Source organism: Amycolatopsis roodepoortensis (assembly GCF_014873915.1).
In the GTDB taxonomy this organism is placed as follows: Bacteria; Actinomycetota; Actinomycetes; order Mycobacteriales; family Pseudonocardiaceae; genus Amycolatopsis; species Amycolatopsis roodepoortensis.
Genome location: NZ_JADBEJ010000008.1, coordinates 249,005 through 262,863 on the forward strand (window position 1 = coordinate 249,005; position 13,859 = coordinate 262,863).

At 70.3% G+C, this 13,859-nt stretch carries 9 protein-coding genes; 6 read left to right on the forward strand and 3 right to left on the reverse strand.

Annotated elements, in window-relative coordinates; genetic code table 11:
* The first annotated feature begins 2 nt into the window (after nt 1–2).
* Both H4W30_RS38770 and H4W30_RS38775 read left to right on the forward strand, forming a co-directional pair.
* Nucleotides 3–1,091 (forward strand): ADP-ribosylglycohydrolase family protein, encoded by a 1,089-nt coding sequence (locus H4W30_RS38770; protein WP_192747289.1) that lies wholly within the window; start codon nt 3–5, stop codon nt 1,089–1,091.
* A 40-nt stretch (nt 1,092–1,131) separates the two neighbouring features.
* Entirely contained in the window at nt 1,132–3,060 is a 1,929-nt protein-coding gene (locus H4W30_RS38775) for a TNT domain-containing protein (RefSeq protein ID WP_192747290.1), read from the forward strand.
* A 249-nt stretch (nt 3,061–3,309) separates the two neighbouring features.
* Here the strand turns inward: H4W30_RS38775 and H4W30_RS38780 are convergent, their stop codons facing one another.
* The 3 genes from H4W30_RS38780 to H4W30_RS38790 all read right to left on the reverse strand — a co-directional run bounded on the left by H4W30_RS38780 (nt 3,310) and on the right by H4W30_RS38790 (nt 6,983).
* The gene (locus tag H4W30_RS38780) at nt 3,310–4,161 is read right to left on the reverse strand and encodes a class I SAM-dependent methyltransferase (RefSeq protein WP_192747291.1); all 852 of its coding nucleotides are present in this window, start codon (nt 4,159–4,161) and stop codon (nt 3,310–3,312) included.
* A gap of 16 nt (nt 4,162–4,177) precedes the next feature.
* Nucleotides 4,178–5,485, reverse strand: coding sequence for a sensor histidine kinase (locus tag H4W30_RS38785; protein ID WP_192747292.1), 1,308 nt, complete (start codon nt 5,483–5,485; stop codon nt 4,178–4,180).
* A 79-nt stretch (nt 5,486–5,564) separates the two neighbouring features.
* Entirely contained in the window at nt 5,565–6,983 is a 1,419-nt protein-coding gene (locus tag H4W30_RS38790; RefSeq protein ID WP_192747977.1) for a CCA tRNA nucleotidyltransferase, read from the reverse strand.
* Between the two features lie 160 nt (nt 6,984–7,143).
* Here H4W30_RS38790 and H4W30_RS38795 point away from each other — a divergent pair, with 160 nt between their 5' ends.
* From H4W30_RS38795 to H4W30_RS38810, 4 genes are all read left to right on the forward strand, one after another.
* Nucleotides 7,144–7,668, forward strand: a complete 525-nt coding sequence (locus H4W30_RS38795) for an NUDIX hydrolase (RefSeq protein WP_192747293.1) — start codon at nt 7,144–7,146, stop codon at nt 7,666–7,668.
* Entirely contained in the window at nt 7,665–9,812 is a 2,148-nt protein-coding gene (locus H4W30_RS38800) for a DUF6049 family protein (protein ID WP_192747294.1), read from the forward strand. The genes H4W30_RS38795 and H4W30_RS38800 overlap by 4 nt, the downstream gene beginning before the upstream one ends.
* A gap of 632 nt (nt 9,813–10,444) precedes the next feature.
* Nucleotides 10,445–12,181: a murein biosynthesis integral membrane protein MurJ gene (gene murJ / locus H4W30_RS38805; protein WP_225950901.1), complete on the forward strand. Its 1,737-nt coding sequence runs from the start codon at nt 10,445–10,447 to the stop codon at nt 12,179–12,181.
* Nucleotides 12,182–12,301: 120 nt separating this feature from the next.
* The gene (locus H4W30_RS38810) at nt 12,302–13,858 is read left to right on the forward strand and encodes a protein kinase family protein (RefSeq protein ID WP_192747979.1); all 1,557 of its coding nucleotides are present in this window, start codon (nt 12,302–12,304) and stop codon (nt 13,856–13,858) included.
* The last annotated feature ends 1 nt before the right edge of the window (nt 13,859 follow it).

Consider the following 13,859-nt stretch of genomic DNA (forward strand, 5'->3'; position numbering starts at 1 on the left):
AAATGCGCGAGTGGCTTCAAGATCCGGCGACCAGGTCGCGGCTGCGCGGCAGCCTGTTCGCCGGCGCGATCGGTGACGCGCTCGGCGCGAAGACCGAGTTCGACTCGATCGACCGTATCCGGGAGATCGCCGGACCCGCCGGGATCACCGACCTCATCCCCGCGTACGGCGGCGTCGGCCGGATCACCGACGACACCCAGATGACGCTGTTCACCCTGGAAGGCCTGATCCGCGCCCACCACGGGACCGAGCCCGTCGAGCAGTCGCTCCAGCTGGCCTACCAGCGCTGGCTGCACACCCAGGGCGTCTCGTGGGAGCGCGCCCGCGGGCCGAAGGACACGAGCGCGGAGCCGGACGGCTGGCTGATCACGAACCGTGAGCTCTTCAGCCGCCGCGCGCCCGGCCTCACCTGCTTCAGCGAGCTGGAGGCGTACGGCAAGACGGGCGTGCGCGCCGGTATGGACAAGCCGGTGAACAACTCGAAGGGCTGCGGCGGCATCATGCGCGCCGCACCGGTCGCGTTGTGGTCGGACGACCTGGCCGAGGTGTTCCGCCTCGGTGCCGAGAGCGCGGCCCTGACGCACGGTCACCCGAGTGGGTATCTCTCGTCGGGTGCCTTCGCGGTGATCGTGCGCGAACTGCTGGTCGGGAAACCGCTGCTCGACGCCGTCGCGACCGCCCGCGCCGAGCTGGAGAAGTACCAGGGGCACGAAGAGCAGAGCGTCGCGCTGGACCAGGCGCTCGCACTGGCCGAAGAAGGCGCCCCGACGCCGGAGAAGCTCGAATCGCTCGGGCAGGGGAACATCGGCGAAACCGCGCTCTCCATGTCGGTCTACGTCGCCTTGACCACCACGGACGCGAACACCGCGCTGCTCGTGTCGGTGAACCACAGCGGCGACAGCGACTCGACGGGGTCGGTCTGCGGGAACCTCGTCGGCGCGATGTACGGCGAACAGGCCTTGCGGACGGACTGGCTCGAGAAGCTGGAACTGGCCGAGGTGATCGGACGGCTGGCGGACGACGCGCTCGCGGAGTTCGGCGGGAGCGCACCGGGTGACGACCGGTGGTACGCCCGCTATCCGGCCCACTAGATTTACCTCCGGTTTGGGGTACTTGGGGAGGGGACACATAGTGCGTTACCGGGTTCAAGCGGCGGAGCGGCCGGATGGCCTGTACGCCGTCTGGGGGGACACCGTCTTCGCAGCCCAGCGGTCGACCGAAGACGGCACGCTGCTGCTCATCGCGCCGCCGGGGGAAGCGGCGCCCGAGGGTTTCGATCGCGACTGGAACGGCCGTCCGGCCAGGGTCGTGCTGAACGGCGAGGTCGGCGCGACCTTCAGCCTCCAGTCGTACGGCCGGTTCGACGACGAGCACTTCCAGATCGCGCCGAACACCGGCGGCGGCGATCTGACCTTGCGCTGGGCAGGCGAGGACGCGGCCCGCGCGGCCGAACTGGGCCTGACGGATTTCTCGACCACCGTCTCGCCGTCGCGGCTGACGGCGTTGTGGCAGACCAGGCACGACTTCGTCGAGACACCGGACGCCCGTCCGGCGATCGGCACGGGCGACCAGGGCGCGCTGCTGCGGGCCATCGGCCGGACCCTGCTGCGGGTGCTGCCGCCGGGCTGGCAGCGCGTCGGCGCCCAGTTCCGGCAGGTCGGCGACTACTCCGAGCTCGAGGTCCGCTCGGTCGGCGACGAGGGCAACGGCCCGGTGTCGGTGTCGATCGCGGCCCCGCCGGAGCTCGGTTCGCTGTTCGCGCGGCTGCGTGCGGCGATGCACCAGCCCGAGACCGGCACCTGGTTCCAGGGCACCTTCACGCTCGACTCGGAATCGCATTTCGACTTCGACTTCGACGCCGAGCAGGAACCGACCTGGCGGCTCGCGCCGAACGAGGGCGGGAAGCCGTCGCCGCGCGCGTACGCGACCGAGCTCGCGATCTTCCCGCGCGACACGAAACACGTCCCGGCCTGGCTTTCGGCCAAGGCGGGACTGCCGCTGGACGTCGTGTTCCGGCACGCGAAGGTCGTCGACGCGCACAACGAGGGCGAACGCCCGGTCGTCAACCGGCCGCCGGTGCCGCCGGAGATGATGCGCGGCGTCCTCGACTACCTCTTCCGCTCGCCGGTGGCGCTGACCCGGCCGGGTCCGCAGCCCGACATCTTCACCCCGAACGGCCCGCCGGACGTGCCGAACGCCTTCCACACCGACGGCGTGTGGATCTGGCCCGCGGCGGTTCCGCACTACCTGCGCAAGTACGGGGTGCCGCCGGAGCCGGAGCTGATCGAGCACATCCGGGCCGCCGGATTCCGGCCGCCGCTGATCGGCGAGCTGGTGCGGGCGACCGCGGAGGCGGAGATCGTCGGCAAGCCACGGCCGCCGCAGACCGCCGCGGACCTGCCGGACGAAAGTGCCCGCACCCGCGTCGAACGCGACGGTGAGCCCACGCGCGACATCCGGGCCGTCGAGGTGCTGGACGTGCTGTACCAGCGGCTGGCCGAGCACGGGGTGGCGCCGACGTCGTACCGGATCGGCGCGAACGCGGTACCGGAGCCGGGCCTGTGGACCCTGCGCCGCACCGAGAGCGGCTGGGAGGTCTCGCGTCCGCCGACGGACGAGCCGGTGGTGTTCGCGAAACTCGAAGAGGCGGCGCGCTTCTTCCTCGGCACCCTGCTGCTGTACCCGGCGCGAGGCGCGGTGGGCGCGAACGAGGAGTCCGACAACCCGGCCGACTGGCCGATCCTGCCGTTGCGCGGCGAGCCGCCGCTGAACTTCTTCCGCCGCAAGCGGATCGTCGTCCTGCCGTCGGGCACCACGGTGCAGCGGTTCGGCAACGAGACCGGCAACCTCGTGCACGCCGAATCGGCGCGGTTCATCGAGACGTCGCTGGCCGCGGACCGCGAACGCGAGCGCCGGCTCTACCGCGTCGTGCGGCCGCTGCGCGTGGTCACCGGCATCACCGCGCCGTGGAACGGGACGCCGGGCGGGGCCGTGGCCTACGTGCTGCCCCGGCCGCTCGCCCAGCACCTCGAAACCGGTGCGATTTCCCGCGTCCAGTAGGTGCGCCGAGACCGAACATGCGTGTCCGGGGGCGTAACTCGCGTGATTGAAGGTGATCCGGCTCTGATCACGCGAGTTACGCCTTCAATCACGCGTGTGTCGCCTTCAATCACGCGAGTGGCGGGGTTCCAGCATCTGTGCACACGTGACTGAAGCCGGAACTCACGTGCCTGGGGGCGTAACTCGCGTGACTGGAGGCGTAACTCGCGTGATTGGGGGCGTAACTCGCGAGATCCGGCGTGATCCGGCTCAGGAAGCGGTGATCAGCACCGCGGGCGACCACCAGTAGTCCGCGAGCGGCTCGATCCGGATGCCGGTGAAGCCCGCTTCCTTGAGCTGCGAAGCCCAATCGGTGGCGGGCTGTTCCCAGTTCGTGCGGTCCGCCCCCGGTTTGACCAGGCCGAGCAGGATCGGCAGCAGGAACCCCTGCGCCACCAGTGACGCCTCCTTGCCGTACTCGGCGATCCCGCGTTCGTAGCGGGTGACCAGGGAAAGCAGGTACTCGGGGGAGCCCTCGTCGAACTCGGGCACATCGAACTCCGCGAGCACGAGACACGACGTACGCGGCCGCAGCGCCCGCAGGACCTCGGTCCGCTCGCCGGTCGGGATCGACTGGAGCGCGAAGGTCGACTGCGTCAGCTGCCACTGCCGGTCGTCGTCGCGGGCGAGGAACTCCTGCGCGGTCGCGTCCCAGGTGTGCAGGCCGTGGGTGCCGTCGAGCTGCTTCCGCGTTTCCGCGAGCAGGGCGCTCGACGGCTCGACCAGATCGATCCGGCCCGGCTGCCGGTCCGCCTGTTCGAGCGCGGGGACGACGGCGAGCCCGTCGCCGCAGCCGAGGTCGAGCAGCGAACCGACACTGCCGTAGCGCCGGGCGAGCATGGCGCTGAGCTGCCGGTAGAGCTTGACGTTCCCGCCCCCGCGGATGAACGCCGTGAACGCGGCGGGCTGGTCGTACACGTCACCGCCGCCGCCTTCGGTCAGGTACCGGTGCAGTTCGATGCCGAGCGTGGATCCGGCACGCTCCGCGAGGTCCGCTGCCGTGGCCCGGTCACCGTCTCGGTACGCGGTGAGCGCTTCGGCCAGGAGGTCCGATTTCTTCATGTTCTCCTGTTTACCGTCAGAAAGGCACCCAAAGGGTGACTCTGGTGCCATTGCCCGGAGCCGACTCCACCCTGGCGGTCCCGCCGACCTCGTTCAGCCGGGCGGTGATGGACTCGCTGATGCCGAATCCGGCGGGCCGGGAGTCGGGGCTGAACCCGGCGCCGTGATCACGGGTGATCACCGCGACGCCGCCTTCCTGCTCCTCGACCCGGACGACGACCTTGTCCGTCCCGGCGTGTTTGAGGGTGTTGCGCAGGGATTCGCGGACGGCGTCGCGGATGGCGATCTGCCGGACCTCCGAAAGCGTGTCGTCGTCGAGTTCGGCGATCACCAGCTGGGCGCGCAACCCGTCCCGCGCCATCTCCGCCGCCAGCGACGCGAGCTTCTCGCCCAGCGGCCGCGAACCGGCCTCCGACCGTTCCGAGGCCTCGGTCTCGATCGTCCGCCGCAGCTCCAGCGACTGCGCCCGCGCCAGCCGCTGTACCTCGTCGAGGCGCGTGGCCGGGTCGCCCTTGTTGGCCAGCGCGATCGCTTCGAGGGTCTGCAGCACGGAGTCGTGGAGCATCCGGTGCTGGCGGGCGCGTTCGGCGATGCGGCCGTTGCGGATGCCGTACGCGAGGGCGAGCCGCGTGCCGAGCCCGATCAGGACCAGGGCGCCGCTGGCGGTGAAGAGGACGCCGAGGATCGACGGGAAGGTGGCCATGGCGTCGCCGGGCGCGGCTTGGCCGGTGCCGAGCAGGGACGCGAGCATCCGCACCGGGAAGCTGCCGACGGCGAGCGCCGCCGCGGCGGGCATGCCCAGCGCGAGCGCCAGCAGGGCGACCTCGCCGAGCAGGTGCTTGCCGGGGATCGCCATCGCCTCGGTGAACACCGAAGCCGGCACCAGCGCCCCGACCGCGAGCGGCGCGAGCAGCGTGAACACGAGGTCGATCGCCAGCAGCCGGACGGCGTGCTGCGGGCGGAACGGCGCCGAGCGCAGCATCCACCGGATGCCGTACAGCGAGAGCGCCGCCGAGCCGAGGGCCACCAGCCCGACCGGCCCGATCCCGATCATGCCGTGCGTGGAGACGTAGACGCCGAACGCGCCGGGCACCGCGAAGAGCCGGTACACCAGCGGAACGAGGGCGACGTAGCGGGCGGCTCTGAGCAGCAGGTTGTCGCGATGGGCCGTGTCGATGGGACCCGACATGTGCTGGATCCGCCGGAGCGCGCGCATCGGCGTCGGATCGCCGACCTCGTCCGACAGCTCGCTCGTCGCCGTCGCCAGCGCGGGCGCGCCACGACGCAGCAACGTCACCAGAAAACTGGGCGGCCGCTTCGCCATGGATCTTCCCCCTGCCCGGAGCACCGGCAGGAGTATCTCGGGTTACGCCGCGTGGATCCAGAGACCAACGGGGTTTATCTCAGCCTATGCCGTTCTCGGCGGCCCACTTCCGCAGTTCGGCCACCGCCTCGTCGTGCTCCAGCGGACCGCGGTCGAGCCGCAGTTCCTTCAGGTGCTTCCACGCCTTGCCGACGTCCGGCCCGGGCTTGAGGCCGAGGATCCGCATGATCTCCTCGCCGTTGAGGTCCGGGCGGACCCGGTCGAGGTCCTCCTGCGCCTGGATGGCTTCGATCCTCCGCTCGAGGTCGTCGTAGGTCGCCTGCAGCGCGGCCGCCTTCTTGCGGTTGCGCGTGGTGCAGTCGGCGCGCACCAGCTTGTGCAGCCGGGGCAGCAGATCGCCGGCGTCGGTGACGTAGCGCCGCACCGCGGAATCCGTCCACTCGCCCTTACCGTAGCCGTGGAACCGCAGGTGGAGAAACACGAGCTGGCTGACGTCCTGGACGATCTCCTTCGAGAACTTCAGCGCGCGCAAACGCTTGCGCGCCATCTTCGCGCCGACGACCTCGTGGTGGTGGAAGCTCACGCCGCCACCGGGCTGGAACTCGCGCGTCGCGGGCTTGCCGATGTCGTGCAGAAGCGCCGCGAGCCGCAGGATCAGATCCGGCTCGGAAGTCGGCTCGTGCGTCTTCTCCAGGTCGATCGCCTGCGCGAGCACGGTCAGCGAGTGCTGGTAGACGTCCTTGTGCTGGTGGTGCTCGTCGATCGCCAGCCGCATCCCTGGCACCTCGGGCAGCACGCGGTCGGCGAGGCGGGTGTCGACCAGCAGCTCGATCCCGGGCCGGGGGTCGTCCGCCAGCAGCAGCTTCGACAGCTCGGTCTGCACACGCTCGGCGGTGATCCGGTCGATCTCCTCGGCCATCGACGACATCGCGTCGACCACGCGCGGCGCCGCGGTGAATCCGAGCTGCGCGGAGAACCGCGCGGCCCGCAGCATGCGCAGCGGGTCGTCGGCGAAGGACTCCTGCGGGGTCGCGGGCGTGTCGAGCACCTTGTCCTGCAGGGCCTGGAGGCCGTCGTGCGGGTCGACGAAGGTCTTGTTGGCGAGGTCGATCGCCATCGCGTTGACGGTGAAGTCGCGGCGGAGCAGATCTCCCTCGATGCTGTCGCCGAAGGTGACCTCGGGATTGCGGCCGACGCGGTCGTAGCTGTCGGCGCGGAACGTGGTGATCTCCAGGGTCATGCCCTGTTTGGTCACGCCGACGGTGCCGAACGCGATACCGACGTCCCACACCGCGTCGCCCCAGGTGCTGACGATCTTGAGCACCTGGTCCGGACGGGCGTCGGTGGTGAAGTCGAGGTCGCTCGACAGCCTTCGGAGCATCATGTCCCGGACGCTGCCGCCGACCAGGTACAGGCTGTGCCCCGCCTTCGCGAACAGCTTCGCGAGCTCGTCCGCCAGCGGGGAGATGCGCATCAGCTCGGTCACGGCGTTCTGCATCGCAGTGCTCTTCCCCGCAATCGCCTGCCCGGCGACCACCTTGTTCACGACAATCCCACCACGATTTGGATGTACTTACTGAGGTACTTACTACGACCCTGCCCACCATGGGCACGGAGAGCCAGCGTACCTGTACCGCCGTTTGCTCTAGCATCGCAGCATGTCTGGATCAGCCGGGCGCTCCGGCGCTCCGAAGCCGGGCCGCCGGCGGAGGCGCAGGCGGGGAAGGCGGCTGACCACGGTCGACGAAACCTCGGCCGGCGGACTCGTCGTCGACGCCGAACGGGCGAACGCCGCGCTGATCGGGCGGCTCGACCGGCACGGCAGACTGCTGTGGTCGCTGCCGAAGGGCCACATCGAGGACGGTGAAACGGTGGAGCAGACGGCTGTGCGCGAGGTGAAAGAGGAGACGGGCATCTCCGCGCAGGTCCTGGAGCCCCTCGGCACCATCGACTACTGGTTCGTGGCCGAGCGACGGCGCGTGCACAAGACGGTGCACCATTTCATCCTGGAATCCACCGGCGGCGAACTTTCGGACGAGGATGTCGAGGTGACCGAGGTCGCCTGGGTCCCGCTCGCCGACCTGGAGACCAAACTCGCCTACTCCGACGAGCGCAAGCTGGTCCGGAAGGCCAAAGAACTCTTCGCGCAGCAACAGCACACCGCCGAGGGAGCACCTGAGTGAAGCGGCTTGCCGCCACTGTCCTGTCGATCCTGTTCCTGGTCTTCACCGTGTTGCCCGTCGCGGGCGCGCAGGCCCAGGAGCAGCCCCGGCTGCGCGTGGACCTCGACCAGCTGAACCCCCGCGTGATCAGCTCGACGTCGGCTTCGCTCGCCGTCACCGGCCGGGTCACCAACGTCGGTGACCGGCGGATCAGCAAACTGGGTGTCCGGCTGCAGCTGGGCACGCGGCTCCAGACCGAGCAGCAGATCGGTGACGTCCTCGCCGGCGACAAGTTCAAGGATCTCGCCGCGACCGAGTTCGTCGACCTCGAGCCGGACGAGCTGGAGCCCGGGCAGAGCGCCGCGCTGAACCTGTCCGTGCCGCTCGGCCCGTCGTCGAAGCTCCAGTTCCCGAAGACCGGCGTGTACCCGCTGCTGGTCAACGTCAACGGCACCCCGGATTTCGGCGGTCCGGAACGGCTGGCGGCGGTCACCCTGCTGATGCCGGTGCTCGGCGTTCCCGGCAAGGCTCCCGGGTCACGTCCGCCGTCGGCGCCGTCCACGAGCCTCCTGTGGCCGATCGCGAACAGCGCAGTGCACGTCGTCTCCGCCCCGCTCGGCGGCCCGCTGACCCTGGCGGACGAGCGGCTGGCCGACGAACTGGCCGCCGGCGGACGGCTGGACTCGCTGGTCGAGGCGGCGCGCGCGGCCGAGGCCGACACGAAGGTCTCGTCGTCGTTGTGCCTGGCCATCGACCCCGACCTGGTCGCGACCGTCGACGGGATGACCCGCGGCTACCAGATCGCCGGCGGTGCCCCCGGCAAGGGTGTCGAGACCGCGAAGAACTGGCTCGGCAGGCTGAAGGCGCTGGTCGCGGGCCGGTGTGTGGTCACCCTCCCGTTCGCCGACGCCGACCTCACCGCGCTGACGAAGGTCCGCGCCGGTGACGCCACCGACACCGCGCTCATGACCACCGCGCTCGGCGGCGCGGGGACGATCAAGAACCTGCTCGGTATCCAGCCGCAGGACGGCGTCCTGTGGCCCGGCGGCGCCCTCGACTCGCAGACGCTCGAAGCGATCGGCAAGGCCGGCGTCAAGACCGTGCTGACCGATTCGGGCAAGCTCCAGTCCCGTACGCCGCTTTCGAGCGGGGTGTCGATCGAGGGGACGGACCTGCGCGCGCAGCCGATCGACGCGCTGATCTCGTCCGCGCTGAACGGCTCGGAGTCGACCCAGAACGGGCTCGGCGCCATCGCCTTCCGCGCCGGGCTCGGCGGGCAGAACGAGGGGCCGGGGCGCTCGCGGCTGCTGATCGCGCCCCCGCGGCACTGGGCCGCGACCGGCACCGAACTCACCACGTTCCTGGAGCGGATGGGCGACTTCTACACCGCCGGTCTCCTCAAGTCGGCGCCGCTGCCCGAGCTGCTCGGCGAAAGCCCCTCCGGGACGGCGTCGGTCAACTACGACCCGAAGGATTTGTCGGCCGCGACCAGCGGCGACGTCACCGCGAAGATGTCCCAGCTGGACAACGAGACCCTGGGTCTGTCGTCCGCGATGACGATGGACGCCACCAAACGGGTGAATCCGGCCGACGTGATCGCCCCGGTGCGGCTCGCCCTCATCCGGGCCGCGTCGACGTCGTGGCGCGGCGCGGACGCCGCCACCGTCACCGGCAACGCCCGCGGCGATCTGGAGGCGATCCGCAGCCAGGTCACCGTCGAGCGGCCGAAGCAGACGATCGCGCTGGCGTCCGGCGCGGCGCCGCTGCCGGTGTTCATCACCAACAACCTGCCGGTCGGCGTCGCCGTCCAGGTCGCGCTGAAGAACAACGTCGGCCTTCGCCCGACCGACGACACCCTGTTGCAGGCGCAGATGGTCCCGGCCAACAGCGCCCGTAACCGGCTGCTCCCGGTCGAGGCGCTGCGGGCGGGCCGGTTCAGCGTCGACGTCTCGCTGACCACGCCCGACGGGACCCCGCTCGGTTCGGCCGCGCGCTTCGAGCTGACGTCCACGGAATACGGCGCGATCACCATCATCATCACCATCACCGCGGCCGGCGCGCTGCTGCTCCTGTCGTCCCGGCGGATCTACCGGAGGATCAAGGACTCGCGAGCCGATCGGGCGAACGAAACCGCCCCGCGTGTGACCGAGGACGCACAGGTTTAAGTGTTTCCGGCCGTTGCCGATTACCCTGGGTCGAACGATGCCGCCGGGCATCACGTAGCCGAGCACCGAGGATTGGGCACGCGTTGGAAAGAGAGCCGGGTGTACCGCCCGAGCGTGCAGGCCGTCCCCGGCGCGAAGGCACTCCGCCACCGCCCCGCCGCACCGATGGGCCGGCACGCCGTCCGGAGCGTCGCCAGCCGCCCCCGCAGCAGCCTCCGCCCGAACGCGGTGAGCGGCCGCGGCGGGCCACGCCGCCGCCCCCACCGCCGGTCGACGGCCGCCGCCAGCGGGTGGCGGGCCGTCCCGACGACGAGACACGGCGGCTGAGGCCACCGCAGACCCCGCCCCAGGCACCGCCGCGGAAGGCGCCTCCTGCCCAGGGGACGCCTCCGCCGCCGACCCGCCGTCAGCCGGTTCCGCCGCCGCAGGGCCCGCCGCTGCCGCAGCCGTCACAGAACCCGCCGCCGCGGCGTCCGGCGGCACCTCCGGCCCAACCGCCTCAGGCGCTCCACCAGACACCGCCGCCGCCGCATCGCGGGCGCCGTCAGCCGCCACCGGTCCGCCCGTGGCAGGTCGACCGGCGCGACGAACCCGACGCGACCCGGTTCATCCCGCGCACCCCCGGCGTCCCGATGGGATCGCGCTGGCCGGTCGCCGACCCCGACGTCCTCCGCCCGTACGACCAGCTCGCCACGCAGGTCATGCCGGCGATCAAGGACGCGCCGCTGGTCAAACCGCGGCCGGGGGACACCGGCGAGCAGGATGTCGCCGCTCCGGCGAAGGCGCCGTCGATCGCGAAGTCCAGCGGACGGATGGCGATCGCCTCGCTGATCAGCCGCATCACCGGCTTCGCGTGGAAGCTGCTGCTGGTCGCGGCCATCGGCGCCCAGGTGGAGAACGACTCGTTCAACGTCGCCAACACGATGCCGAACATCATCTTCGAACTGCTGATGGGCGGCGTGCTGTCGAGCCTCGTGGTCCCGCTGCTCGTGCGGTCGCAGGACGACAAGGACGGCGGCGAGGCGTACACCCAGCGGCTGGTCACGGTGGCGGGCACGCTGCTCGTGGTCGGGACGACGATCGCCGTCTTCGCGGCGCCATGGATCACCAAGCTCTACGTCGACGACAAGGGCCAGGCGAATCCCGAGCTGGTCACCGCGTTCGCGTACCTGCTGCTGCCGCAGATCTTCTTCTACGGCGTGTTCGCGCTGCTGTCCGCGGTGCTGAACGCGAAGAACATCTTCGGCCCGACGGCGTGGGCGCCGGTGATCAACAACCTCGTCGTCATCTTCACGATCCTCGTCGTGTGGATCATGCCGGGGAACATCTCCACCGATCCGGTGTCGATCACCGACCCGAAGCTGCTGACGCTGGGCATCGGCGTGACCTCGGGCATCGTGGCGCAGTCGGTGCTGCTGATCCCGCCGCTGCTGCGGTCGGGGTTCAAGTTCAAATGGCGCTGGGGCATCGACAAGCGCATGAAGGAGTTCGGCGGGCTGGCGCTGTGGACCGTCGGCTACGTCGCGGTCAGCCAGATCGGCTACACGATCACGACCCGCGTCCTGACCAGCGGTTCGCAGGGTGGTGTGACCGCGTACAGCAACGCGTGGCTGCTGTTCCAGCTGCCGTACGGCGTCATCGGCGTGTCGCTGCTGACCGCGATCATGCCGAGGATGAGCCGCGCGGCCGCGGACGGCGACCACAAGAAGCTGATCGGCGACCTGTCCTACGCGTCCCGCATCTCGACGGTGATGCTCGTGCCGATTTCCGCCGTGATGACCGTGGTGGGCGGTTCGGTCGGTATCGCCCTGTTCACCTTGGGCAAGGGCACCGTCGAGGACGCGTCACGGATGGGCGAGGCGCTGGCCATCTCCGCGTTCGCGCTGCTGCCGTACGCGCTGGTCATGCTGCAGATGCGGGTGTTCTACGCGATGAAGGACGCGCGGACGCCGGTGCTGATCATGATCGTGATGACCGTGGTGAAGGTGCCGCTGCTGTACCTGTGCCCCGCGCTGCTCTCGCCGGACAACATCGTGCTCGGCGTGATGATGGTCAACGGCCTCACGTTCGTCGTCGGGGCGATCCTCGGTCAGGTCTGGCTGTGGGTGACGCTCGGGAATCTCCGGAGCAAGCGGGTTCTCGGGGTGATCCTCTTCACGGTCGTCGCGAGTGTGCTCGGGGTCGGCGCGGCGTGGCTCGCCGGGCAGATCGTCCCCGACTCGTTCGGGCCTACTTTCCATGCCTGGGTGAAACTTCTGCTGCAGACGGCGGTCGGGATCGTGGTGTCGTTCGGCGTGCTCATGGCCTTGAAGGTCGAGGAATTGAAGCCCGCCACGGCGAGGATCACCCGGTTGATCAAGCGCGGATAACGATTCACGTACGGATGGCGCGCGTTCACGGGTCGTATTCTGGGTACCCTCGGGGCGGGAGCTACGCGGGAGAGTGCGGTGGATACGAGACGGAGCGAACAGGCAGGGGAGGCCAGCCAGATGGGCATCCGGGCCCAAGGCGGGTCGCTGGCCCCTGGCCGGGTCGTCGGTGACGGCCGGTATCGCCTGCTCGCACAGTTCGGGGTGGACGAGCGGGCCGCCGCGCATCTTTGGCGTGCCCGCGATGGGCAGCTGAAGCGGGATGTGGCGCTGACGCTGCTGGTCGGCGACCCCGCGGACGCGGAAGCCGCCCGGCTGGCGCGCCGGACGCTGGAGCGTGCCGCGCACGCCTCGAAGTTCGGCCACGGCGGGGTCGCGCGCGTCCTCGACGTGCTCAGTCTCGGCAGCGGCGTCACCTCGAGCGAAGGTCTGCTCGGTGTCGTCGTCGCGGAATGGACCAAGGGCAGTGACCTGGTCGACCTGGTGGCGCAGCGCCCGGTGGCGCCCGCCGCGGCGGCCAGGATGGTGCAGGCGCTGGCGGAAGCCGTCGACCACGCCCATCAGAACGGTCTCGTCCTCGGCCTCGATCATCCGCAGCGTCTCCGGCTCACCCCGGACGGCGCGCTGAAGCTCGCCTTCCCGGGCCCGTTGCCCGAAGCGACCCTTCGCGACGACGTCAAGGCACTCGGCGCCGTCCTGTACCTGCTGCTGACCGGCCGTTGGGCCCTTCCCGGCGGCCCGGCCGCGATCCCGGCGGCGCCGCACGCGCCGACCGGCCGCGTCATCCCGCCGCGTTCGCTGGTCCCGACGGTGCCGGTCGAGCTGTCCTCACTCGCCGTCCGCACCATCGAGGACGGCGGCCACGGCGGCATCCGCACCAGCGCGGCCATCCTGCGCGTGCTGGACCAGGTCGCCGAAGCCGAAGAGCGCACCCAGCTGATCAAGGCCGTCGGCGAGGAAGAGGCCGTCGCCGAATCGGACGGCACGGTCTGGACGACGAAGAAGCCGGTCAAGGACGTCGCGCGGCGCAAGAAGCTGGCGTTCGGCGTGACCGTGCTGGTCGTCGCGACCGTGGTCATCCTCGCCTGGGGCGGGATGATGCTGATCAACCTGTTCCAGGGCGAGTCGAAGTCCAGCGGTCCGAAGATCAACGTCGCCGCGTCCTCCTCGCAGGCCGCGCCGCCGTCGGGCGAGCAGCCGCCGCCCGCTCAGCAGAAGCCGTCCCCCGCCGTGGGTGCCGCGGTGAAGCCGTCGGCCGTGGCCGTCTTCAACCCGGGCAGCAAGGGCGACAGCCCCGGCAAGGCCAGGAACGCCACCGACGGCGACACGGTCACCTCGTGGAAGACCGACCAGTACGACAAGCAGTTCCCGGTGCTCAAGGACGGCGTCGGGCTGGTCGTGACCTTCAAGGACCCGATCAACCTCACCCAGGTCAAACTCGACGCGGCGAGCCCCGGCTCGAAGGTCGAAATCCGCTCCGCCGACAAGAAGAACCCGAAGCTCGACGAGACGAAGGTCGTCGGTGCCGGGGACCTCGCGGCGGGCGAGTCGACCATCGCTTTGCAGCAGCCTCAGCAGGGTCAGTACTTCATCATCTGGATCACTCAGCTGGGTGAAGACGAGGGCGGCAAGTTCGTCACCGAACTGAAAGAGCTGACCTTCCTGCCTGCGGGGTGAC